The 24,464-nt window shown below is 66.4% G+C and carries 20 protein-coding genes; 15 read left to right on the forward strand and 5 right to left on the reverse strand.

The genetic code is table 11. The features are described 5' to 3' along the window. The first annotated feature begins 22 nt into the window (after positions 1 to 22). The 9 genes from bhcD (at position 23) to RXV88_RS03370 (ending at position 13,722) form a co-directional block, all read left to right on the forward strand. Complete coding sequence (gene bhcD / locus RXV88_RS03330; protein ID WP_316290679.1) at positions 23 to 1,021, forward strand: iminosuccinate reductase BhcD; 999 nt, start codon at positions 23 to 25, stop codon at positions 1,019 to 1,021. Between the two features lie 20 nt (positions 1,022 to 1,041). After that, positions 1,042 to 2,037: a type I glyceraldehyde-3-phosphate dehydrogenase gene (locus tag RXV88_RS03335; protein WP_316290680.1), complete on the forward strand. Its 996-nt coding sequence runs from the start codon at positions 1,042 to 1,044 to the stop codon at positions 2,035 to 2,037. Positions 2,038 to 2,162: 125 nt separating this feature from the next. Beyond that, positions 2,163 to 2,627, forward strand: a complete 465-nt coding sequence (locus tag RXV88_RS03340) for a hypothetical protein (protein WP_316290681.1) — start codon at positions 2,163 to 2,165, stop codon at positions 2,625 to 2,627. Positions 2,628 to 2,924: 297 nt separating this feature from the next. Then, a complete protein-coding gene (urtA, locus tag RXV88_RS03345) occupies positions 2,925 to 4,211 on the forward strand; it encodes an urea ABC transporter substrate-binding protein (protein WP_410468791.1) in 1,287 nt (428 codons plus the stop codon). 127 nt (positions 4,212 to 4,338) lie between these two features. Then, positions 4,339 to 6,309: an urea ABC transporter permease subunit UrtB gene (urtB, locus tag RXV88_RS03350; protein ID WP_410468792.1), complete on the forward strand. Its 1,971-nt coding sequence runs from the start codon at positions 4,339 to 4,341 to the stop codon at positions 6,307 to 6,309. Positions 6,310 to 6,385: 76 nt separating this feature from the next. After that, positions 6,386 to 7,645, forward strand: a complete 1,260-nt coding sequence (gene urtC, locus RXV88_RS03355; protein ID WP_410468793.1) for an urea ABC transporter permease subunit UrtC — start codon at positions 6,386 to 6,388, stop codon at positions 7,643 to 7,645. Then, positions 7,642 to 8,382, forward strand: coding sequence for an urea ABC transporter ATP-binding protein UrtD (gene urtD / locus RXV88_RS03360; RefSeq protein ID WP_316290683.1), 741 nt, complete (start codon positions 7,642 to 7,644; stop codon positions 8,380 to 8,382). Before urtC ends, urtD begins: the two co-directional genes overlap by 4 nt. Then, on the forward strand, positions 8,372 to 9,079 hold the full coding sequence (gene urtE / locus RXV88_RS03365; protein ID WP_316290684.1) for an urea ABC transporter ATP-binding subunit UrtE: 708 nt from the start codon (positions 8,372 to 8,374) through the stop codon (positions 9,077 to 9,079). The genes urtD and urtE overlap by 11 nt, the downstream gene beginning before the upstream one ends. 251 nt (positions 9,080 to 9,330) lie before the next feature. Further along, positions 9,331 to 13,722, forward strand: a complete 4,392-nt coding sequence (locus RXV88_RS03370; RefSeq protein WP_316290685.1) for an ExeM/NucH family extracellular endonuclease — start codon at positions 9,331 to 9,333, stop codon at positions 13,720 to 13,722. Between the two features lie 16 nt (positions 13,723 to 13,738). On the opposite strand, the gene RXV88_RS03375 is transcribed toward RXV88_RS03370, so the two are convergent. Further along, complete coding sequence (locus RXV88_RS03375) at positions 13,739 to 14,407, reverse strand: NnrU family protein (protein WP_316290686.1); 669 nt, start codon at positions 14,405 to 14,407, stop codon at positions 13,739 to 13,741. Beyond that, entirely contained in the window at positions 14,404 to 15,309 is a 906-nt protein-coding gene (locus tag RXV88_RS03380; protein ID WP_316290687.1) for a LysR substrate-binding domain-containing protein, read from the reverse strand. The genes RXV88_RS03375 and RXV88_RS03380 overlap by 4 nt, the downstream gene beginning before the upstream one ends. Before the next feature lie 97 nt (positions 15,310 to 15,406). Here RXV88_RS03380 and RXV88_RS03385 point away from each other — a divergent pair, with 97 nt between their 5' ends. After that, positions 15,407 to 17,857 carry an FAD-dependent oxidoreductase gene (locus RXV88_RS03385; protein ID WP_316290688.1) on the forward strand — a complete coding sequence of 817 codons (2,451 nt, stop codon included), beginning with the start codon at positions 15,407 to 15,409 and terminating at the stop codon, positions 17,855 to 17,857. 143 nt (positions 17,858 to 18,000) lie between these two features. Here RXV88_RS03385 and RXV88_RS03390 read toward each other — a convergent pair whose 3' ends face one another. Further along, positions 18,001 to 18,798, reverse strand: a complete 798-nt coding sequence (locus tag RXV88_RS03390; RefSeq protein WP_316290689.1) for an N-acyl homoserine lactonase family protein — start codon at positions 18,796 to 18,798, stop codon at positions 18,001 to 18,003. After that, positions 18,795 to 19,085 (reverse strand): putative quinol monooxygenase, encoded by a 291-nt coding sequence (locus RXV88_RS03395; protein WP_316290690.1) that lies wholly within the window; start codon positions 19,083 to 19,085, stop codon positions 18,795 to 18,797. Before RXV88_RS03395 ends, RXV88_RS03390 begins: the two co-directional genes overlap by 4 nt. Before the next feature lie 78 nt (positions 19,086 to 19,163). On the opposite strand from RXV88_RS03395, the gene RXV88_RS03400 reads away from it, so the two are divergent. From RXV88_RS03400 to RXV88_RS03410, 3 genes are read left to right on the forward strand one after another with little or no spacing between them, the layout of a single operon-like run. Next, positions 19,164 to 20,255: an isocitrate/isopropylmalate dehydrogenase family protein gene (locus tag RXV88_RS03400; RefSeq protein WP_316290691.1), complete on the forward strand. Its 1,092-nt coding sequence runs from the start codon at positions 19,164 to 19,166 to the stop codon at positions 20,253 to 20,255. Then, positions 20,252 to 21,271, forward strand: a complete 1,020-nt coding sequence (locus RXV88_RS03405; RefSeq protein ID WP_316290692.1) for a Gfo/Idh/MocA family oxidoreductase — start codon at positions 20,252 to 20,254, stop codon at positions 21,269 to 21,271. Before RXV88_RS03400 ends, RXV88_RS03405 begins: the two co-directional genes overlap by 4 nt. Then, positions 21,268 to 21,933 carry a GntR family transcriptional regulator gene (locus tag RXV88_RS03410; RefSeq protein WP_316290693.1) on the forward strand — a complete coding sequence of 222 codons (666 nt, stop codon included), beginning with the start codon at positions 21,268 to 21,270 and terminating at the stop codon, positions 21,931 to 21,933. Before RXV88_RS03405 ends, RXV88_RS03410 begins: the two co-directional genes overlap by 4 nt. Positions 21,934 to 21,941: 8 nt before the next feature. Here the strand turns inward: RXV88_RS03410 and iolB are convergent, their stop codons facing one another. Next, a complete protein-coding gene (gene iolB / locus RXV88_RS03415) occupies positions 21,942 to 22,769 on the reverse strand; it encodes a 5-deoxy-glucuronate isomerase (RefSeq protein ID WP_316290694.1) in 828 nt (275 codons plus the stop codon). 288 nt (positions 22,770 to 23,057) lie between these two features. Here iolB and RXV88_RS03420 point away from each other — a divergent pair, with 288 nt between their 5' ends. Then, positions 23,058 to 24,023: a Bug family tripartite tricarboxylate transporter substrate binding protein gene (locus RXV88_RS03420; protein ID WP_316290695.1), complete on the forward strand. Its 966-nt coding sequence runs from the start codon at positions 23,058 to 23,060 to the stop codon at positions 24,021 to 24,023. Next, positions 24,023 to 24,463: a tripartite tricarboxylate transporter TctB family protein gene (locus tag RXV88_RS03425; RefSeq protein WP_316290696.1), complete on the forward strand. Its 441-nt coding sequence runs from the start codon at positions 24,023 to 24,025 to the stop codon at positions 24,461 to 24,463. Before RXV88_RS03420 ends, RXV88_RS03425 begins: the two co-directional genes overlap by 1 nt. Position 24,464: the final 1 nt, after the last annotated feature.

Raw genomic sequence — 24,464 nt, forward strand, 5'->3', positions numbered from 1 at the left:
ACGGGCCCGGGAAGGAGACGTCATGGCGGACGGACAAGGCGCTATGGAAAATTTCGTCACGGTGGTGCCGGAGAAAGAGATCGCGGGGCTTATGGGCGCGGCCGATGCCTTTGACGCGGTCGAGGCGACCTTTGCCGCGATGGCCAAGCGCACCGCCTACAATTTTCCCGTCATTCGCGAGGCAATCGGCCATGCGGATGCGCTCTACGGGTTCAAGTCGGGCTTTGACCGCGAGTCGCTGGCGCTGGGGCTGAAGTCGGGCGGCTATTGGCCCGGGAACGAGGCCAAGGGGCTGACCAACCACCAATCCACCGTGATCCTTTTTGACGCCGACACCGGGCGCGTAAAGGCGCTGGTGGGCGGCAACCTGCTGACGGCACTTCGGACCGCGGCGGCCAGTGCCGTGTCGATCAAGCATCTGGCACGCAAGGACGCCAAGGTGCTGGGCATGATCGGCGCCGGTCACCAATCCGCCTTCCAGATGCGCGCGGCGGTGGCCCAACGCGATTTCGAGAAGGTGGTGGGCTGGAACTATCATCCCGAGATGCTCTCGCGGCTGGAGGACACCGCCAAGGAGCTGGGCCTGCCCTTCGAGGCCGTGAGCCTCGAGGAGATGGGCGCGCAATCCGATGTCATCATCTCGATCACGTCGAGCTTTGCACCCTCGCTGCTGGATGCGCATGTGAAACCCGGCACGCATATCGCCTGCATGGGCACCGACACCAAGGGCAAGCAGGAGGTCGAGGCGAGCCTGCTTAAGCGCGCCACGGTCTTTACCGACGAGGTGGCGCAGAGCGTCACCATCGGCGAGGCGCAGCACGCCATCGCCGAGGGGTTGATCGCCGAGACCGACATCATCGAGATCGGCGCGGTGATCAACGGGGCGCATCCCGGACGCGGCTCGGACGAAGAGATCACTCTTTTTGACGGCACCGGCGTCGGCCTGCAGGACCTTGCGGTCGCCGCGAAAGTGGTTGAACTGGCGCGTGACAAAGGGGTGGCGCAATCCATCCCGTTCTGACGGGAGCCGTGAAACACCCCATGCGCATCGCCATCAACGGGTTCGGCCGGATCGGCCGGACGATTGTCCGCCAGCTTCTGACCGACCCGGCGCATGACGATATCGAGGTGGCGGCGATCAACGACATCGCCGCCATCGACACGCTTGCCTATCTGTTGAAATACGACAGCGTCTACGGCCCTCTGCCTGTGGACGTGGCGGTCGAGGACGGCGGTTTGCGGATCGGCGCGCGATGGGTCCCCGTCACGCATGAACCGGACCTGGCCAAGCTGCGGCTGGAGGGCGTGGAACTTTTGCTTGAATGCACTGGCAAGGTGAAATCGCGGGCCGATGCCGAAAGGTATCAAACGACCGGCGCGGGGCAGATGCTGGTCTCTGGCCCGACCGAAGGCGCCGATGTGACCTGCGTTCTGGGGGCCAACGAAGAGGCCTTGGGCGAGGCGCGCATCGTGTCGAATGCCTCTTGCACCACCAACGCGCTGGCGCCGTTGCTGCGCGCGCTCGACGCGCGGTTCGGGATCGTGCAGGGCCATATGACCACGGTGCATTGTTATACCGGCAGCCAGCCCATGGTGGACGCGCCGCGTGGCGACACGCTGGCCCGGTCGCGCGCCGGGGGCGTGTCGATGGTGCCGACGACCACCAGCGCCACGCGGCTGATCGACCGGGTTTTGCCGGAGATCCGCGGGCGCGTCACCGGTGCGGCCGTCAGGGTGCCGTCGATCTCGGTTTCGGCCATCGACCTGACGGCGACCCTGCGCGATGCCCCCCGGGACCTGGCCGCAGCTCTGACGGATATCGCGGCGCGGTCCGCCGTGATCGGCGCGACCGGCGATCCCTGCGTGTCGACCGATATGCGCGGGCGGCCCGAAAGCCTGATCCTGGCCCTGCCCGAGGCGATGGCCGTGGGCGACCAGGTCCGCATCTTCGGCTGGTACGACAACGAATGGGGCTTTTCGGCGCGCATGATCGACATGGCGCGGCTGATGCAGCGGCGCGCTTTGCCCGACGCGTGATCGCCGAGCGTGATCGCCGAGCCAGTCCTAAGCCCTTGGATGCAAAAGAATCACAGGTTGCGGAGCGCGTACGGCGGCGGATTGCCTGAGCAATACTTTTGCGTCATGCTCTATTTATGGGCAGTTTGAAAACTTTTTCATATGCCAGCCTGATCGCCGCGGCCCTGGCCGGACCGGCGGCGGCAGAGGACAAGCTGCTGCGCGAAATCGCCACATGCGCGGGCCGTCTTTCGGCCACGCTGGAACACCAATGGCTGGTGATGGACCCCGCAAGCGACGCCACCCAAGCGCAGCGCGACCGCATGGTCGAGCTGCTGGCCGCCGTCCAGACCCGCGACAGCGCATCCCGGGCCCTCGCCCGGCGGATCGAGGCGAAATATGCCCATGCGGCTCTCTTGCAGCGCGCGACCTTCGGTCAGGACACACGGGAGGCCGAGTGGGCGCGGCAACGGGCAAAGCGGCAGATGACTGCCTGCAGCGCCCTGATTCTGACTGCGCCACCGACGCAGACCGCATCGAACAGCCGCGCTGAATCGGTGAGCGGCACACCCGGGTTGCACAAAAATACATCCTGGACGGGGCGGCATTGACCAAACGCGGGCACAAATAAACGCCTAGATTTAGGGCTGAACGCCGCTTTGCGTCCAAAAATTAATCATTTCAGCCGGAATTCAAGGCGCCAGACCGCGTTTTTGTTCCGCTGAACGGACGTAACGCCCCCTGATAACCGCGTCGTCACACGTTTGTGGGCGATGAGCGTGCGATGGTGCTGGCGCTTCACTTCCTGCACCACCGCACTCCGCAATGGAAATTGCGTGGGGGATATCTGGGTGCCAAGGCTGCTTTTGGCAAGCTTCTCCGCGCGACACGCTTGAAGGAAAATCGCGATGTCGATGAAACTCTTGACCACCACGGCGGCCGCGGCGCTGCTTACCACCACGCTGCCCGCCTTTGCCCAGGATGTCAGCTGTCCGATCAAGGTGGGCGTGCTGCACTCGCTGTCCGGCACGATGGCCATCTCCGAGACCACGCTGAAGGACACCATGGAGATGCTGATCGAGCAGCAGAACGAGGCCGGCGGCCTTTTGGGCTGCGAGCTGGAGGCGGTCGTCGTCGACCCCGCATCCGACTGGCCGCTCTTTGCCGAAAAGGCGCGCGAGCTGCTCACCGTGCACGATGTCGACGTGATCTTCGGCAACTGGACCTCGGTCAGCCGCAAGTCGGTGCTGCCTGTGATCGAAGAGCTGAACGGTCTGCTGTTCTACCCGGTGCAGTACGAAGGCGAGGAAAGCTCGAAGAACGTTTTCTACACCGGCGCCGCGCCGAACCAGCAGGCGATCCCGGCCACGGATTACTTCCTCGAGGAGCTGGGCGTCGAGAAATTCGCGCTGCTGGGCACCGACTATGTGTACCCGCGTACCACGAACAACATCCTTGAAAGCTATCTGCAGCAAAAGGGCATTCCGGCGGAGGACATCTTTGTCAACTACACGCCCTTCGGTCATTCCGACTGGTCCAAGATCGTGGCCGACGTGGTCGCCCTTGGCGCGGACGGCAAGAAGGTCGGCGTGATCAGCACGATCAACGGCGACGCCAACGTGGGCTTCTACAAGGAACTGGCCGCCGCGGGCGTCAGCGCCGATGACATCCCGGTCGTCGCCTTCTCGGTCGGTGAGGAAGAGCTTTCGGGTCTCGACACCACCAACCTCGTGGGTCACCTGGCCGCCTGGAACTACTTCCAGACCGCCGACACCGAGGCCAATGAGGCCTGGGTCGCCGCCTGGAAAGAGCGCATGGGCGAAGAGCGCGTGACCAACGATCCGATGGAGGCGCATTACATCGGCTTCAACATGTGGCTGAACGCGGCCGCGGATGCCGGCACGACAGACGTCGACGCGGTGCGCACCGCCATGTACGGGCAGGAATTCCCGAACCTGACCGGCGGCACGGCGGTGATGCTGCCCAACCACCATCTGGCCAAGCCGGTGCTGATCGGCGAAATCCAGGAGGACGGGCAGTTCGACATCATCAGCCAGACCGAAGAAGTGCCGGGCGACGCCTGGACCGACTTCCTGCCGGAATCGGCGGTTCTGGTCAGCGACTGGCAGGAACTGGGCTGCGGTATGTACAACACCGAGACCGCGACCTGCGTGCAGATCAAGTCGAACTACTGACGACGATTGCGGGAGGGGCGGCCACCGCCCCTCTCTCTGATCCCGGCCGGTGCGAAGCCGCGACGCGCGGACGCCTCCGGCGGGAGTATTTTTGCCAAGAAGAAGCAGGGGTTCCGACTTGACCCGAATGATCAGATCCCTGATCGCGCGCTGCCTTGCGGTGACGATGCTCTGGTGCGCGGGCACCGGCGTCATGGCGCAGGACGTCGGCGCGCCGATCCAGGAGCTTCTGCAGGAGCATGGCGAGATCATCGCCAAGAGCTCGCGCCGTACCATCGCACCCGCCATCGACGCGCTGGCCGCCAGCGGCCTGCCCGAGGCGCAGGTGGTGCTGGACCGCTGGCAGGACAAGGCGATGTGGCGGCACGAGGAAAGCGGTCTTTTCGTCTATGCCGAAGAGATCGACCGCGACACGCTGCGCATCTTCGATTTCGCCGACGGCTCCGAGATCGGGACGGTGGCCGAGGACGATTACAAGCAATTGAAGCCGAACTCGGGGATCCGCGGCATGATCGGTGCGGCGCTGGTGCAGTTCCAGCTGACCGACAGCGACCCGCAGGAACGAGAGCGCGCGCTGGACGCGATCGAGCGGAGCGCGGAAGAATCGCACCTGGCGGCATTGCGCGCGAGCCTCGGGATGGAGAGCGAGCCCGGGATCCTGGCGCGGAAGGCGCGGCTGGAGCGGCTGCTGACCATCCGCTTCGATGCCGACGAGGCGGCGCGGATCACAGCCATCGAGAGCTTTGCGGGCGATCTGGGCGTCGACGTGCGCGCGGCGCTGAACCCGCTTGTATCGACGCGGCTCGAGACCGCCGAGGCGCTGCCCGGGACGCCGGACATCCTGCGCGCGCTGAAGCCGGGAAGCGAGGCGCTGCCGCGGGACGAGGCCTATGATCTGCTGGTCGAGGCCGATCTGGCGAAGCCGCGGATCAGCCGCGCGGACAAGCGCGCCGCATTGGTCGAAAACATCGAAGGCGGCGCCGTTGCGGGCATTCAGGTCGCCACGCTGGACAGCGAGGCGGCGCGCGACATCGCCTATGCGGCGCTGGCCGACGCGGGAAGGGTGCGGCCCGTGGCCACCGAAGCCGAGATCGACGCGGCGCTGGACGCCTTTGTCTTTTTCGAACGCTACATCGGCGCGCCGCCGCCGGTGGCGCTGGCGGCCGAGGCGGTGCTGACCGGGATCGAGAACAAGGTCGCGCTGAACCAGGCGGCCGATCTGGGGCTGGACGCGCTGTCGCTGGCGTCGATCTATTTCCTGGCGGCCATCGGGCTGGCGATCACCTTTGGTGTGATGGGCGTGATCAACATGGCGCATGGCGAGTTCATCATGATGGGCGCCTACACCGGCTATGTGGTGCAGCTTTTCGTGCCGGATTACACGCTCTCGATCCTGGTGGCGCTGCCGCTGGCCTTTGCGGTGACCTTCCTGGCGGGCGTGGCGATGGAGCGGCTGGTGATCCGGTATCTTTATCACCGTCCGCTGGAGACGCTGCTGGCCACCTTCGGCATTTCCATCGCGCTGCAGCAGATCGCCAAGAACATATTCGGCACGCAGGCGCGGCCGCTGACCTCACCTGGTTGGCTCGATGGGTCGTGGATCATCAACGACATCGTGTCGATCAGCTATATCCGCATCGCGATCTTCGTGCTGGCGCTGCTGTTTCTGGGGCTGTTTCTGTTTGTGATGAACCGCACAAGGCTGGGGCTGGAGGTGCGGGCGGTCACGCAGAACCCGCGCATGGCGGCGTCGATGGGGATCAACCCCGACCGCATCAACATGCTGACCTTCGGCTTCGGGTCCGGCATCGCCGGGATCGCCGGCGTGGCGATCGGGCTTTACGCCAAGGTCACATCCGAGATGGGCGCGGATTACATCGTGCAGAGCTTCATGACCGTGGTCGTGGGCGGGGTCGGCAACATCTGGGGGACCCTGCTGGGGGCCACGATGGTCGGTGGCCTGCAGAAGGGAATCGAATGGCTGAACCCGTCGAACACGCTGGCGGCGCAGACCTACATGATCCTTTTCATCATCCTCTTCATCCAGTTCCGGCCCAAGGGCATCATTGCGCTCAAGGGACGCGCGGCGGAGGCATGATCATGCGTTTCGAATGGGGGCTCTGCCCCCAAACCCCCGGAGTATTTATGCCAAGAAGAAGCAGGGGCGTGGTGCGATGAGCGATGTGGCGATGAATGCCGGGGTGCGGCGGCCTTTCGTCATGCGCTATCCGTCGGTGATGGTGTTTCTGGCGGTCCTGGCGCTTTTCACCGTCGGGGTGACGCTCTTGGCCGAGGGGACGGGGGCGGGCGTGATCTCGACCTCGTTCGTCAAGACGCTGGGCAAGACGCTGTGTCTGTGCCTGGTGGCGCTGGCGATGGATCTGGTCTGGGGCTATTGCGGGATCCTGTCGCTGGGGCACATGGCGTTCTTTGGCCTCGGGGGCTATGCGATCGGCATGTGGCTGATGTACGAGCGGACCCGGCTGATCGTCGTCGACAGCCTGGTCGCCGCCGATCTGCCACCCACCCCGCAAGAGATATCGGACGGCATCGCCACGCAGATCTTCGGCGTGGTGGGCGCATCGGAATTCCCGCCGATCTGGGCCTTTGCCCATTCGCTGCCGCTGCAGTTGGCGGCGGTGGTGCTGGTGCCGGGGCTCTTGGCGCTGGTCTTTGGCTGGCTGGCGTTCCGCAGCCGGGTGACCGGGGTCTACCTGTCGATCCTGACGCAGGCGATGACGTTGGCGCTGTCGCTGCATCTTTTCCAGAACGACAGCGGGCTCAGGGGCAATAACGGGCTGTCGGGACTGCAGAACCTGCCGGGGCTGAGCGACGTGCCGCAGGCCACCGTGTCGCTGTGGTTCTTCTGGGGCTCGGCGCTGGCGCTGGCGGGGGGATATGTGCTCTGCGCCTGGGTGGTGTCGGGCAAATTCGGATCGGTGATCCGCGCCATCCGCGACGACGAGGCGCGGGTGCGGTTCCTGGGCTACCCGGTCGAGGGCTTCAAGCTCTTTATCTTCACGCTGACGGCGGTTCTGGCGGGGATCGCGGGCGCGCTTTACTATCCGCAGGCGGGCATCGTGAACCCGGCCGAGCTGGCGCCGATCGCGTCGATCTACCTTGCGGTCTGGGTCGCCATCGGCGGGCGCGGGCGGCTTTACGGCGCGGTCATCGGCGCGGCCTTCGTATCGCTCTTGTCGACATGGTTCACCGGCGGGCAGGCGCCTGACATCAACCTCGGGTTCGCCACCATCCAGTGGGTGAACTGGTGGACCGTTCTGCTGGGCCTGTCGTTCGTCTGCGTGACGCTTTTCGCGCCCAAGGGCATCGGCGGGCTGGTCGACCTGATCGCGCATCGCAAGAGCCCCAACCGGCATGGTGCCGATCTTGGCCCCGATCCCGGCGCGCTGCGCGAGAAGGAGGCCGATCAATGAGCACGCTGCTGGAGGTGTCGGGCGTTTCGGTGTCCTTCGACGGGTTCAAGGCGATCAACAACCTGTCGTTCCAGATCGCCGAGCGCGAGCTGCGCGCGGTGATCGGGCCCAATGGTGCGGGCAAGACCACTTTCATGGACATCATCACCGGCAAGACCCGGCCCGATTCCGGCCGTGTGCTGTACGGCGACAAGGGGGTGTCGCTGCTGAAGATGTCCGAGAACCGCATCGCCCAGGCCGGGATCGGGCGCAAGTTCCAGCGCCCCACGGTCTTCGAGGATCAGAGCGTCGCCGACAACCTGATGATGGCGCTGCGCAAGACGCGCGGGCCTTTCGCGGTGCTGGTGTTCCGTCCCGGCCCCGAGGATCATGCGCGGATAACCGAACTGGCGGGCGAGATCGGCCTCTCCGACGCGCTCGACCGCAAGGCGGGCGAGCTGAGCCACGGGCAGAAGCAATGGCTGGAGATCGGGATGCTGCTGGCGCAGGACCCCAAGCTCTTGCTGGTGGACGAACCCGCCGCAGGCATGACCCTGGCCGAGCGCGAACACACCACCGACATCCTGCGCGAGGCGGCGAAATCGCGCGCCGTCGTGGTGGTGGAACACGATATGGATTTCGTGCGCCGGCTGGATTGCAAGGTGACGGTGCTGCACGAAGGGTCGGTCCTGGCCGAAGGCACGCTCGATCACGTCACCCGGAACGAAGAAGTCATCGAGGTTTATCTTGGGCGCTGAAACACTCCGAACCGAGGGGCTGACCCTGCATTACGGCGGCAGCCGGATCCTCAACGGCATCGACATGGCCGCGCGGACCGGCGAGATCACCTGCGTGATGGGCACCAACGGGGTGGGCAAGACCAGCCTGCTCAAGGCGATATCCGGCACTCATCCGCATTCCGGCGGCACGATGACGCTGGACGGCAAGACGATAGGCCCCCTGCCCGCTCATGTGCTGGCGCACAAAGGCGTCGGATACGTGCCGCAGGGGCGCGACATCTTTCCGCTGCTGACGGTGCGCGAGAATCTGGAAACCGGGTTCGCCTGCCTGCCCAAGTCCGAACACCGCATCCCCGACGAGATCTTCGAGCTGTTCCCGATCCTCAAGGATTTCCTCAACCGGCGCGGCGGCGATCTGTCGGGCGGCCAGCAGCAGCAGCTGGCCATCGCGCGCGCCCTCATCGCCAAGCCGAAACTGCTCTTGCTGGACGAGCCGACCGAGGGCATCCAGCCCAACATCATCCAGCAGATCGGCCGGGTGATCGCGCATCTGCGCGAGCAGGCGGATATGGCGATCATCCTGGTCGAGCAGTATTTCAGCTTTGCCTACGATCTGGGCGACGCGTTCTACGTGCTCGAACGCGGATCTGTGCGCATGAGCGGACGCAAGGGCGAGCTGTCGCGTGACGCGCTGATGCAGAGCGTGTCGGTCTGACCGACACTCAGAGGCCGGTTCGCCGCCACATACCGGCTTTTGCCGCCTGGCGAAAATTTATCTCACAGATGTCTGAAACGCTCGTATAGTCGAGCGTGTACTTTAGTCATTTTTGCCGCGCCACGTCGCGCTGTCGCGACGTCACCTATAGGTCGAACGATTGAATTACCCCGAAGTGGGGTCACGTGTCGTGGCATTGACATGAACAGCTGCGAAGCAAACGCGGCGGCATTTGACATGGGAGTTCGCAGATGGGGTTTTCAAAGGGCCGTTTCACGTTCGGCACATTCGGCGACGACGTTATCACCGGCACCGAGCGCGGCGAGCGAATCTTCACCTTTTTCGGCGATGACGAGGTGTCGGCGGGCGGCGGCAACGACAGCGTCTTCGCGGGCTTCGGCGACGACACCGTCAGCGGCGGGGCGGGGAACGACGACCTGCGCGGCGGCCAGGGCTTCGACACGGCGGTGTTCGCGGGCGTTTCGGCGGATTACGAGATCACACTGCGCGGGCGGTTCTTGCAGCGGGTCTTTGTCGAAAGCGAGGAAGAGGGGCGCGACACCCTGCGCGGGTTCGAGGCGCTTTATTTCGAGGGTGAGGACCGCACGATTTACGTGGACGGCCGCAACAACGACCCCTTCGCGCGCGACGACGCGGTCACGGCCCCAGAGGATGGCAGCACCACATTCCTGGCCACGTCGCTGCTGGCCAACGACAGCGATTTTGAAGGCGACGCGCTGACGATCACCGCCGTTTCCGGCGATTACGTGACGTTGGTGGGCGGCGACGTGGTCTTCGATCCGGGCGACGCGTTCCAGTCGCTGGGCGCGACCGACGAGGGCACCGCCAGCTTTAGCTACACCGTGTCGGACGGGCGCGGCGGCAGCGACACCGCCACCGTCACCGTAACCGTCCAAGGCGAGAACGACGCGCCCGAGATCGCGGCAAACGCCAGCGTCACGGTGGACGAGAACACCACCGCGGTCCCCGCGGGCATCAGCGCGACGGATATCGACGGCGACACCCTGACCTTCGGGATCGCGGGCGGCGCGGATGCGGCGCTGTTCCAGATCGACGCGGCAAGCGGTGCGCTCAGCTTCATCGACGCCCCCGATTACGAGAACCCGCAGGACGACGACGGCGACAATGTCTATGACGTGACAGTCGGGGTCAACGACGGCAATAGCGGCAGTGCTGCGGCCAACATCGCGGTCACCGTGGCCGATGTGATCGAAGTGCCGCCGCCCGACGCGCGGGTGAACGAATTTCACTACGACAATGCCGGGCCGGACACCGGCGAGTTCATCGAGATCCGCGTCGCCGCCGGAACCGATCCCTCGCGCCTGTCGGTCGAGCTTTACAACGGCAATGGCGGCGGTCTCTATGCCACGCGTCCGCTGCCGGGAACGCCCGCCAGCAGCGACGGCGCCTTTGATTACTACGTGATCGACACGCCCGGACTGCAGAACGGCGCGCCCGACGGGTTGGCGCTGATCGGCGATGGCGCGGTGCTGGAATTCCTAAGCTACGAAGGGTCGCTCACCGCCTCAAACGGCACCGCCGCCGGGTTGACCTCGACCGATGTGGGCGTCTTCGAGCCCGGCGACACGCCGATCGGCTTTTCGATCCAGCGCAACGACGACGGCACCTGGCGCGCGCCCGAGGAAGAGACCCGCGGGCTGGACAACAACTTCGTGCCCGCGCCGCAGCTGGTGATTTCCGAGATCATGCAGAACCCCAGCGCGGTGTCGGACAGTGATGGCGAGTATTTCGAGATCCACAACGCCGGCGATCAGGACGTCGACATCAACGGCTGGACCGTGTCGGACAACGATTTCGACAGCTTCTTGATCGACAACGGCGGGCCTCTGATCGTGCCCGCGGGCGGCTATCTGGTGCTGGGCCGCAATGGCGACACGGCCACCAACGGCGGCGTGCCGGTGGACTACGAATACAGCGGCATGTTCCTGGGAAACAGCGGGGACGAGATCATCCTGACCTCGCCGGATTTCGGCGAGGTGGACCGCGTCGAATACGACGGCGGGCCGGACTTCCCCGATCCCAACGGCGCATCGATGGAACTGATCGACCTCACCTCCGACAACAATGTCGGGGCCAACTGGACCACCGCCGTCGCGGAGTTCGGCGCGGGCGATCTGGGCACGCCCGGCGCACCCAACGGCGATCCCTCGGAAGCCTTCGTCGGGCGGATCAACGAATTCCATTATGACAACGGCGGATCGGACACCGGCGAATTCGTCGAAATCCGGGTCGCTGCCGGAACCGACGTCTCGCAGACAGAGATCACGCTTTACAACGGCAACGGCGGCGCGTCTTACGCCACCTACTCGCTGCCCGCCGCGCCAAGCTCGTCGGACGACGATTTCGATTACTACGTGGTCGACACGCCCAATATGCAGAACGGCGCGCCTGACGGGCTGGCGCTGTCGAACGACGACACGCTGATCGAATTCCTCAGCTACGAGGGCAGCTTTACCGCAGTGGGCGGCCCGGCGGACGGGGTGACCTCGACCGATATCGGCGTGCGCGAAACCGGCAGCAACCCGGTGGGTGAATCCCTTCAGCGCAACGACGACGGCACCTGGCGCACCTCCGAGCCCGAAACCCGCGGGGTCGCCAACGACGGCGCCCCGCCACCGCCGCCCCCGCCCCCGCCAGAGACGGTGCTGATCTCGTCGGTTCAGGGCAGCGGCCCGGTCGCCGCGCGCTTCGGCGAAATCGTCAAGGTCGAGGCGGTGGTGACCTATGTGGTGTCGAACGGCTTTTTCCTGCAGGAAGAGGATGCCGACGCCGACGCCGATGCGGCCACCTCCGAGGGCATCTTCGTCTTCACCGACGGCACCAGTCTGCCATCGCTCGGACAGCAGGTGTCTGTCACCGGGACGGTGGACGAATTCTTCGACCTGACCCAGATCGACACGGTGACCGACATCACCGTCCTGTCGGACGGCAACCCGATGCCGACCGCCGTTCAGATCGGGCTGGACCCGGCGGTGTCGCAGGATTTCGAGGCCATCGAAGGGATGCGCGTCGAGCTGAACAGCGGCACCGCCGATGCGCTGACGGTCATCGAGAACTTCAACTTCGACCGGTTCGGCCAGATCACCGTCAGCGCGGGCACCCAGACCCAGCCCACGCAGCTTTACGACGCGCAGACCGAACTGGCAGAGGTCCTCGCCCTGCAAGAGGCCAACCTGAACAACCGCCTTCTGCTCGACGATGGACAGTCCAACCAGAACCCCGACGAATTCCGCTTTGTGCCCGCCAGCGTGGGCGACAACGGCAACGGCTATCTCGATGTCGGGGATACGTTCTCGGCTGACGGTCCGACGCTGCGGCTGGGGTCAGAGATCCTGAACACGCCCACGGGCGTGCTCAGCTATGCCTTTGGCGAGTTTCAGCTGCTGATGGAAAATCAGTTGCAGATCGACCCCGCCACCAACGAAGGCGCGCGGCCCGCGACGCCGGGGAATGTGGGCGGCGATCTTCAGGTCGCCGGGTTCAACGTACTGAACTATTTCACCACGCTCAGCGGCAACACCGGACCCACGGACAGCGTGGGCGTGCGCGGCGCCAGAACGGCGCTCGATCTGGAACGCCAGACCGTCAAGCTGGTCGATGCGATACTGGGCACGGGCGCCGAGGTGCTGGCGCTGCAGGAGATCGAGAACAACGGCTTTGGCGCCGGCAGCGCCATCGCAGCACTGGTCGATGCACTGAACGCCGAGGCCACGCTACTGGGCACCGGGCAGGTCTTCGCCTTCGTCGACCCCACCGATCCCTCCGATCCCGGCGAGGACGGCTTTATCGGCACCGACGCCATCACCACGGGCCTGATCTATGATCAGACCGCCGTGACCTTGGTCGAGGCCGACTACCACGTCTTCGACGAAACCTCGGCCGCCGACACGCTGGCCGTAGCCACCGTGCTGAGCGACGAGATCGGCAATGCGATCAATGACTTGCAGCGCAACCGCCCGGTCGTCGCCGCCACGTTCGAGGACGCGGTCACCGGCACGGCCTTCACCGTCGCCTCGGTGCATTTCAAATCCAAGGGCGACAGCGGGTTGGAGAATCTGGCCGATGCCGCCGCGGATGCCCTTGCCGCGGGCGGCGCCACCATCACGCAGTCCCAGCTGGATGCGCTTCTGGCCGATCCGAACTACGATCAGGGCGACGGTCAGGGCTTCTGGAACGCGGTCCGCGCGGATGCGGCGGTGGAAACGGACGCCTGGCTGCGCAGCGACTTCGGCGGCGCGGGGACCGACAGCTTCGTCATTCTGGGCGATTACAACGCATACACGCGCGAGGACCCGGTGCAGGTGCTGTCAGACGATCCGTTCTACACCGATCTGCTGGACACCTTCGTCGGGGCCGACACCGCCTATAGTTTCGTCTTCGACGGCCAGCAGGGCGCGCTCGATCAGGCCATGGCGTCGGATGTGTTCGCCGACAGGGTCACCGGTCTGACCGAGTGGCACATCAACGCCGACGAACCGGACCTGCTGAATTACAACTCGAGCTTCAACGACCCTGGGTTCTACAGCGAGGATGTCTTTGCGGCCTCGGACCACGATCCGATCATTCTAGGGCTCGACACCTCGGATTTGATCGTCGTCTGACCGGCGCGGCGCGCGGTCACCACGCGGGCACCCCGATCAGAGCGGGGTGCAGCGCGACCAGCGTCGCGTAAAGCCCCAGGGCGCAACCCGTGCGCAGCAGCACACCGCGCGCGGGACGCGGGCGCGGCAGGGCCGGTGTCGCGGCCACCGCGCGCCGCAGGTCCTGCCAGCGCGCAGCGCCCATCTCGCGCCGCTTGCGGCGGTCGACAAGCGGCATTCCGGCCAGCGCAAAGACCCCCAACACGGCAAAGAGCAGCACATGCGCCAGCGCCCCGTTGGCCAGCAGATGCACCCCGGCCCAAAGCGCCAGCGCCGCCAGCACCGGGTGCCGCGTCCAGCGCAGGAGGCCCGGGCGCGCAGGGTCGAAGCGCTCGTTGCCCGCGCCGCCGAAGGAGAACGGGTTGGGCCGCGCCACTCCAAAGGCCAGGATCGCGCAGACCGCCGCCATGCCCGCCTGTGCGGCGGTCCTGTGCCACGGCTCCTGCGGCCAGAGCGGCACAAAGGGCGCCAGCCCCGCCGCGCGGATCAGCAGCGCCAGCATGACGAGCGATAACGCCGAGTAGCCAAGCGCAAAGCCCCCGCGGCCCATCCGGCCCACCATCCATTGCCGGACCCGTGGGCGCAGAGGGATGGAATGGCTGGCGAGAAAGGCCACAAAGACCGCGCCGTAAGCCAGCCAGTTCATGACCGCCCCGCGCTCTCGACGATCCAGTCGCGGACCTGCGCCGCGGCCTCGCCCAGCGGGCGCGCGCGCGACCACACGAGGTAGAACCCAAGCCTGGTCTCCCACGACCAGTCGCGTCGCGCGGCCAGCAGGCCCTGCCGGATCAGCGGCTCGGTGACATGCCGCCAACCAAAGGCGATGCCTTCGCCCGCGATGGCCGCCTGCAGCACCAGCGCGTAATCGTTCAGCCGCAGCCCGGCCTCTGGCGCTTGCCCGTTGATGCCGAAGGCGGCGAACCAGTCGCGCCAGCCGGGGCGCTCGCGCACCGGCTCCTCCAGATGGATCAGCCGCGCCGACAAGAGGTCAGAGGGCATGCGCAGCCCGGCGGCCTCCAGCACCCGGGGGCTGGCGACAGGGCAGATCACCTCGGACGCGATGCGCACCGCGTGGCAATCGGGCCAGTCCCCCCGCCCCCGCCGCACCGCAAGGCTGATGTGCTCGGCGTCGATCTCGGGCTCGCGGTCGCTCGATTGCAGGCGCAGGTCGATGTCGGGATGCCGGTCGTGCAGGTCGCGCAGGCGCGGCATCATCCAGTAATGCGTGAAGGCGGTCGATGCGTTCAGCGTGACATGTTCGTTGTGCGTCAACTGCCGCACCGCGCGGGCAGAGGACAGAACCTGATCAAGCGCGCGGGTCACGTCGCTGGCCAGCCGCGTGCCCGCCGCCGTCAGCGTAACCCTGCGATGCGCGCGGTGAAACAGCATCACGCCAAGCGATGCTTCCAGCTCTTTGATCGCGGCGCTGACGGCGGGCTGCTGAACATTCAACTCTGCCGCGGCACGGGTGAACGACCCATGGCGTGCAGCCGCCTCAAAGACGATGAGGTGACGGGGGGAGGATACAAGGCGCCAGAGTTCTTGCATAACCCACGCTTATCCAAACCATGGGTTTTTTCAAGCGTCACGCGGCGCGCCATGCCCGCTAACCTGCCCCAAAGCCCCCGAACCGAAAGCCCCTGCCATGCCCGAGATCCAATCCGCCGAGACCCCGAACGGCAAACACCTGCCGTCCCATGCCAAAGTCGTCATCATCGGCGGCGGCGTGGTGGGCTGCTCGATCCTCTTTCACCTGGCGAAATTCGGCTGGAAGGATGCGGTGCTGCTGGAGCGAAACGAGTTGACCAGCGGGTCGAGCTGGCACGCGGCCGGGCAGATCCACACAATCAGCTCGGACCCCAACATCAGCCGCCTGCAAAGCTACACGATCGACCTTTACCGCGAGATCGAAGAGACCTCGGGCCACAGCGTCGGGCTGCACATCACCGGCGGGTTCTATCTGGCCTCCAACAAGACGTGGTACGATTACCTCAAGCGCGAGCGGTCCAAGGCGCGCTACATGGGGCTGCATCAGGAATTCATCTCGCCGCAGGAAGTGGCTGACCGGCACCCGCTGATCGACCCCAAGCATTATCTGGCGGCCCTCTGGGACGATCAGGACGGCGATCTGGACCCCTCGGGCGCGACCTATGCCTTCGCCAAGTCCGCCCGTCACCACGGCGCGCAATACTTCACCCACACGCCCGTCACCGCCACCACCCAGCGCGCCGACGGCAGCTGGGACGTGACCACGCCCCGTGGCGTCATCAACGCCGAGCACATCGTCAATTGCGGCGGGCTCTGGGCGCGTGAGGTCGGGCATATGCAGGGCGTGCACCTGCCCGTCCAGCCGATGGAGCATCACTACCTGCTGACCGAGGATATCCCCGAGGTGGCGGCCGCCGAAAGCCGCCTGCCCTGCGGCATCGACTACGAGGCGAACATCTATTTCCGGCAGGAACGCAAGGGGCTGCTGCTGGGCACCTACGAACAGAAAGGCACGCCCTGGAAGGTCGGCGGCACGCCCTGGGATTTCGGGCACGAGCTGCTGCCGCCCAACCTCGACCAGATCGCCGACCGGCTGGAGTTCGCCTTCGACCGCATCCCGGTGCTGGGCGAGGTGGGCATCAGGCAGGCGATCAACGGCCCCTTCACCTTTGGCCCCGACGGCAACCCGATGATCGGCCCAGTGCCGGGAATGCGCAATTACTGGTGCGCGGTGGGGGTGATGGCCGGGTTCTGCCAGGGCGGCGGGGTCGGGCTGACGATGGCCGAATGGATGATCGACGGCGAACCGGGGATCGACGTCTGGGCGATGGATGTCGCGCGCTTCGGCGACTGGGCCACGCCCGACTGGGGCACGGTCAAATCGACCGAGAATTACGAGCGGCGCTTCGTGATGACCTTCCCGAACGAGACCCTGCCCAAGGGCCGGCTGCAAAAGACCACCGCGCTTTACGACCGGCTGGTGGCGAAGGGCGCGCGCATGGGGCAAAGCTTTGGTCTGGAACACGCGCTGTGGTTCGCCGACGGGCCCGAGGATGCGCACGAGGAGCCGACGTTCGAGCGCAACCGGAGCCACGATTACGTCGCCCGCGAGGTGGCCGCGGTGCAGAACGCCGTGGGCGGGATCGAGATCGCGAATTTCGCCAAGCACGACTTCCGCGGCCCCGGCGCGCGTGCCTTCCTGGAAAGGGTGTTGGCCGGGCGTCTGCCCGCGCCGGGGCGCCTGTCGCTGACGCCGATGCTGACCGAGAAAGGCAAGCTTTACGGCGATCTGACCGTTGGCTGTCTGGCCGAGGATCACTTCATGCTCTTCGGCTCGGGCGCGATGCAAGAGGCCCACCGGCGCTGGTTTACCCGCGCCCTGCCCGATGATGTGACCTATGCCAATGTCAGCGACGACTGGCACGGCGTGGCCCTGTCCGGCCCACAGTCGCGCGCGCTGCTGGCGCGGATCACCCGCGACGACGTCAGCGCCGACGCTCTGCGGTTCCGCGACATCCGCCGGACATTCGTGGGCGGCGTGCCGGTGATCCTGAACCGCCTGTCGTTCTCGGGCGAACTGGGGTTCGAGATCTATTGCCGCCCGCATCACCTGCTGCGTCTGGCCGAGGCCGTCGAAGAGGCGGGTGCGGTTCTGGGCTATCGCTGGTACGGTGCGCGGGCGCTGATGTCGCTGCGGCTCGAGAAAGGCTGGGGCGCCTGGGGGCTGGAATACCGGCCCGATTTCGATGCGGTGGCGGCGGGGCTGGACGGGTTCATCGACTTCTCCAAGGAGTTCACCGGCAAAGCCGCGACCGAGGCCCTGCGCGCCAAAGGCCCGGCGTCGCGGCTGGTGACGCTGACCATCGACGTGGACGGCATCGACGTGTCGGGCGACGAGGCGATCCTGAAGGACGGCGCGGCGATTGGCTATGTGTCCTCGGGCGGCTATGCGCACCGGGTCGGCCGGTCGATGGCGATGGGCTATGTCACCGCCGAGAGCGCCGCACCGGGGACGGCGGTGCAGGTGGAGACCCTGGGCGAGATGTACGGCGCCGTGGTCGAAGGCGGCCCGGTCTACGATCCGGGCGGCGCGAGGATGCGGGGGTGAGGGGTTTCTGACCCATCCTTTTCATTGCACCAGAAGTCGCGGAATTAAGGCCGAAGGCCGCCGCGACCAGCGCCTGCCCGTCCCGGCGGGCTGGCGCTGGTCGCGGCTTGCGCCCGACGGAAAGACCCGGCCCACGCTCAAGCCTAAACCTCGATCTCCCACGCCGGGCCAGCATCCAGCCGGCGGATGTGCCCAGCGGGGCCTTCGGGGAACACCGCACTGACAATTGGGTCGTGCCCCGGCACGACCAGCTTGCGGTCAGACGCCAGCGCCTCGAGCCGGGTGTAGCCCTCCAGCATCCGTTCGACATCGACGACGATGGGAAACGGCTTGTGCCGCCAGAGGTTTTCGTAGAAATGCGCGGCGTCCGAGGCCAGTACCAGCCAGCCCGCCTTGGTCCGCACCCGCACCGCCTGCAAGCCCCGGCTGTGACCGCCGATGCAATGGACGGTGACACCCTCGGCCACCTGCGCGTCGCCGTCGTAGAACACCACCTTGCCGGCATAAAGCCGCAGGACCGCCTCGCAGACATGCGCCGCCGTGAACGGCATCCGCAGGGTGTCGTGGCACATGCAGGGCCCGGTGGCATAGGCCATCTCGGCCGCCTGCCGATGCAGCCGCGCGTTGGGAAAAAGGTGCAGACCCCCGGCATGATCGTAATGCAGATGCGTCACGATCAGATCGGTGATGCGATCCGGCCGCACCCCGAGCGGCGCCAGCGCCGTCACCGGGTCGCTGCGGATCGGGCGGCCCCGAGCCTGCCCCTCGGCGGCGTCGTAACCGGTGTCCACCAGGATCGCCTCATCCCCCCGCCGCAAAAGCCACATGAAGTAATCCATCGGATGCGGCGCGTCATGCGCGTCGTCGAAGATAAAGCTGTCGGCCCGCGTGCGGTTGTTCCGGTCGGAGTATTTGACCGCGAAAACCTCCCACTCGCTCATGTCCAGACCTGTTCGTAAAGCGCGATGTGCTTGTCTTCGACCAGGTCGCCGATCGCGTCGTCGAAGCGGGCGAAATGGGGTGTGGCAAGATGCGCGTCGAAATCCGCCCGCGTCCCGTAAAGTTCGTAGAGGAACACCTCGTCGGGACGATCCTCTGCGTGGCAGACGTCGAACCGGTGGCACCCGGGTTCGTCCCTCAGCGACGCGGCGGCATTGGTCCGCACCAGCTCCAGAAAGCGCGGCGCGGTGCCGGGCCGGAGCTTGAAGGTGACCGTGACGGCATACATGGCATCTCTCCCGTTGTTGCATTTTTTAACGTATACATTATCAAGACCCCTGTCGATTCACGAATCCGGGGCCCTGCCATGCCGCAAACCTACGACATCGCCGTCTTTCACGGCGACGGCATCGGGCCCGAGATCATGCGCCCGACGCTCGACATTCTGAACGCTCTGGCGGCGGCGTCGGGCGGGTATCGCCTGCGTTTTACCGACGCGCCCGCCGGGGCCGCGCATTACGCCCGGACGGGCGATGCGCTGCCCGAAACGGCGCTCGCCCTGGCGCGCGGGGCCGATGCGATCCTTCTGTCGGCCATGGGCCTGCCCGACATCCGCTATCCCGACGGCACCGAGATTTCGCCGCAGATCGCGCTGCGCAAGGCGCTGACGCTCTTTGCAGGGGTGCGTCCGGTGACGGTGCGGGCGGGCCAGCGCACGCCGCTGAACCTGCCGCCGGACCGCGAGATCGACTTTGTCCTGATCCGCGAAAGCACCGAGGGGCTGTTTCACACCCAAGGCCGGGGCGAGGTCAGCGACACCGAGGCGCGCGAGACCCTTTTGATCACGCGGGACATCTCGGAACAGCTGTTTCGCTTTGCCTTCGACATGGCCCGCAGCCGCAAGGAAGACGGGCGCGGGCCGGGCCGGGTGACCTGCGTGGACAAGGCCAACGTCTTTCGCGCCTTCGCCTTTTTCCGCGGCATCTTTGATGAAGAGGCCGCCCGCCACCCGGATCTGACCGCCGATCACGCCTATGTCGACGCCACCGCGCTTTGGATGGTGACGCGGCCCTGGGACTTTGACGTGCTGGTGACGGAAAACATGTTCGGCGACATCCTGTCGGATCTGGGCGCGGGGCTGATGGGCGGGCTGGGGCTTGCGCCCTCGGCCGACATCGGCGCGGATCACGCCGTGTTCCAGCCTTGCCACGGATCGGCCCCCGACATTGCCGGGCAAGGGGTGGCAAATCCCTTTGCGATGATCCTCTCGGCGGCGATGATGCTGGACTGGCTGGGCACGCGCCACGGCAACGAAGCGCTTAATGCAGATGCGCGGCGGCTGCGCCGCGCGGTCGAGACGGTCGTGCGGGACAGCGCTGCGCTGACCCGCGACCTGGGCGGCACGGCCAGCACGCAACAGGCCGCCGCCGCCGTCGGCGCGGCGCTGGAGGCGGTATGAACCCCAAGCTGCGCATCGCCTGCGCCGGGGCGGGGTATTTCAGCCAGTTCCACATCGGCAGCTGGCAGCGGCTGGAGGGGGCAGAGATCGTCGGCCTCTGCGACCACGCGCCGGGGCGCGCGGCGGCGACCGGCCTGCCGGCCTTCACCGATCTGACCGCGATGCTCGCGGCCGCCGCGCCCGACCTGCTGGACATCATCCTGCCGCCGCCCGCCCATGCCCAGGCGATCCGTGCAGCGCTGGCCGCCGGGCTGCGCTGGATCGTCTGCCAAAAGCCCTTTTGCACCAGCCTCGACGAGGCGCGCGCGGTGACGCAAGAGGCCGAAGAGGCGGGCGCGACCCTGATCGTGCACGAGAATTTCCGCTTTCAGCCCTGGTATCGCGCGATCAAGACAGCGCTTGGGGACGGCCTTCTGGGACAGGTGCAGAACGCCACCTTCCGGCTGCGCCCCGGCGACGGGCGGGGCCCCGACGCCTATCTCGACCGGCAGCCCTATTTCCAGACCATGCCGCGCTTTCTGGTGCAGGAAACCGCGGTGCATTGGGTCGACACCTTCCGCTTTCTCTTTGGCCCGCCCAACGCGGTCTATGCCGATCTGCGCCGGCTCAACCCGGCGGTCGCGGGCGAGGATGCGGGCCATATCGTCTTTGATCACGACAGCGGGCTGCGCGCGGTCTTCGACGGCAACCGGCATCTCGACCACGCCGCCGAGAACCTGCGCCGCACCATGGGCGAGGCGCTGATCGAAGGCACCGAGGGCAGCCTGAGGCTGCTGGGGGACGGGTCGCTCTGGCATCGCCGGTTCGGCGCATTGGGGGAAATCCGCCTGCTGCCGCCCGACAGCTGGGAGGGGTTCGGCGGCGATTGTGTCCACGCCTTACAGGCGCATGTCCTGGCCGCATGGCGCGACGGCGCCCCGCCCGAGAACCGCGCCGCCGATTACCTGCCGGTACTGGAAACGGTCGAGGCGATCTATGCCTCGTCGGCCCAGGGCCGCAAGGTGGCGCTGGCATGACCGGGCCGGGTACGCGCGTGGATCAGGCCGTGGCCCGGCTGCGCGAGATGATCTTCAGCGGCGATCTGGCGCCGGGGTCGGACCATCTGGAGACCGAACTGGCCGCACGTCTGGGCATGTCGCGCACGCCGCTGCGCGAGGCCGCGCTGATCCTCGAGGCGCAGGGGCTGGTCGCGGTGCGGCCGCGGCGGGGAGTGCGAATCCAGCCGCTCCTGCCCGGGGACATGCGCGAGATCTACGAGATCCTGACCGAGCTCGAAAGCCTCGCCGCCGCCCGCGCCGCCGAGGCGCGGCAGCCCGAGGCCGAGCTGGCCGGGATGACGGCGGCGATCGACGACATGGACCTTGCGCTGGCCACGGGCGATCTGACCAGCTGGGCCGAAGCGGACGATCGGTTTCACGCCGAACTGGTGCGGCTTTCAGGCAGCAGGCGTATCGCGGGGATCGTCGGCATGTTGGCCGATCAGGTGCGCCGCGCGCGACGTCTGACGCTGCATATGCGGCCCCTGCCCACCGCGTCGAACGACGATCACCGCCGGGTGCTGGCCGCGATCCGCGCGGGCCGCCCCGACGAGGCGCGGCGGCTGCACCGCGCGCATCGGCAAGCGGCGGGCGAGATGCTGGTCGGCCTGCTGGAAAAGCACCACCTGCGCCAGGTCTGAGCCCGCGCCTACCCCATATCGCGCTGATAGATCCAATCGTGGTCTGGGTGGTTCTTGAACCGCCATTTGCGCAGCGGCCCGGCCATGACGTTGAGGTAATACATGTCATACCCATAAGGCGCGCCGCAGGGGTGGTGCCCGCGCGGCACCAGCACCACGTCGTGGTTCGACACGCTCATGGTCTCGTCCAGCGATCCGTCCTCGGTCCAGACCCGCTGGTGGCCATAACCCTGCGCCGGGTTCAGGCGGTGGTAATAGGTCTCTTCGAGATAGGTCATGTTGGGGTAATCGTCCTCGTCATGCCGGTGCGGCGGGTAGGAGGACCAGTTGCCCGCAGGCGTGAAGACCTCGGTCACCAGAAGGCTGTCGGCCACGTCGCGGCCCTCCATGGCGATGTTGTTGATGTAGCGGGTGTTGCCGCCCTTGCCGCGCTCTTCCAGCGAGATGCCCGCGGGGCCGATGATCTGCGCGTCATGGCCGCCGTGGCCCGGCGCGCTGCACACGGCAAGCGCGCACTCGGTCGTCGCCCGAGCCGACCAGCCGGTGCCGTTGGGCAGATAGACGCAATGCGGCGGGGTGCGGTCGAACACGTCCATCCGGTCGCCCAACTCGCCAAAGTCGCGGCCCGCGCCGGAGATGTCGGCCTTGCCCTCGACCAGCACCAGGATCACCTCGCGGTCGCCGGTGTCGTCCTGGGCCACCTCGCCCGGCCGCAGCCGGTAGAGATCGAAGCCGACATAGGACCAGCCAGCCGACAACGGGCCCTGCGCGCCCTCGACGGTGATGTGATGGACGCGCCCGGTGTCGCCCAGCGGTTTGCGCAGCAGATCGCTCATGTCACTTTCTCCTTCAGCTTGGCTGGCGCAGTCGGGCAATGAACGGGCCGCGTGCGAAGACCTTTTCGCGCGACGGCGCGGTTAACAGAATGCGGCATCGGCGGGCACCTCGCAAGAGTCTGGCAGGGCCCGGACGCGGGATCCCGGGCAAGCTCTGGCGCGGTGGAACACAGATCTGACGCCATTCGGCAACAAATTTCGATCCGTGGGGTTGACAGAACGCGGATGCAACGGCCCACTTAGGCGCGGTGTGTCGGGGGAAATCCGGCACAACTCAGGGAGGAAATAATGAACAAACGTCTTATCAAGGCGCTCGTGACGGGCGCCGTTCTCGGCATGAGCGGCGGGGCCGCCATGGCGGCGGAATGCATCGCACCGGCCAATCCGGGCGGCGGCTGGGATTTCACCTGCCGTCAGATCGGCAAGATTCTGTATGACATCGGACAGGTCGATCAGCCCGTGCAGGTCACCAACATGGCCGGCGCAGGTGGCGGTCTGGCCTATGCGCATGTGGTCACCGAGCGAAACGACGATCCGGATCTGATCGTCGCGGCCAGCTCGGCCACCTCGACCCGTCTGGCGCAGAACGCCTTTGCCGGCATGACCGCCGATCAGGTGCGGTTCGTCGGCGCTATCGGCGCCGATCCGGGCGTGATCGTCGTCGCGGCCGACAGCGAATTTCAGTCGCTGAACGACCTGGTCGAGGCGATCAAGGCCGATCCCGGTTCGGTGGCCTTTGCGGGCGGCTCGGCCGTGGGCGGGTTCGACCACCTCAAGCCGCTGATGATCCTGCAGCGCGCGGGCTTCACCGACATCACCAAGGTGAAATACATCGGCGTCGATGGCGGCGCGGACGCCATCACCCAGACCGTGGGCGGCTTTACCCAGGCGATGACCGGCGACATGTCCGAAATCGTGGGCTTTCTGAAATCCGGCGACGTGCGCGCCATCGCGGTTCTGACCGAAGAGCGCGTGCCGGGCTTCGAGGACATCCCCACCGCCAAGGAACAGGGCTATGACGTGGTCGCGGTGAACTGGCGCGGGCTTTACGTGCCCAAGGACATCAGCGACGAGCAGTTCGACGCATGGGCCGCCAAGCTGCAGGCGGTGGCCGACAGTGACGAGTGGAAAGAGGCCATGGCCGCGAACGGCCTCGCGCCCTTTACCAAGGTCGGGTCCGATTTCCAGGGCTATGTCGACCAGGTGGTCGCCGAGATCCGCCAGCTGTCGAAAGACATCGGGGTGATCCAGTAATGATCAGCGACCGGATCTTCGGTCTGGTCGTGACTCTGGTGGCGCTGGCCTATGTGGCCAGCGCCACGCAGATCCAGACAAGTTTCATGGCCGACCCGGTGGGACCCAAGACCTTTCCCATCCTCGTCGGATCAGTTGCCGCGTTCTGCGGTCTGGTGGTGGTGTTGCGCCCCGATCCCAGCCCCGACTGGCCCGGTCTGAAGACCCTGGGCGCGCTGGCGGCCTCGGTGATCGTGCTGGTGGGCTATGCCTATGCGCTCAAGCCGCTGGGCTTTCTCATCCCCACGGCCATCGCCGCCGCGATCCTGAGCTTTCAGATCGGCGGCCATGTGGGGCGCGCCGCCGTGGCGGGTATCGGCCTGTCCGTCGGTCTGTTCACGATCTTCAAATTCATTCTCGGGCTGAGCCTGGTCGGCCTGCCCGCCGCTCTCGGGGGGTAGG

This window comes from Aestuariicoccus sp. MJ-SS9 (genome assembly GCF_032586235.1).
In the GTDB taxonomy this organism is placed as follows: Bacteria; Pseudomonadota; Alphaproteobacteria; order Rhodobacterales; family Rhodobacteraceae; genus Aestuariicoccus.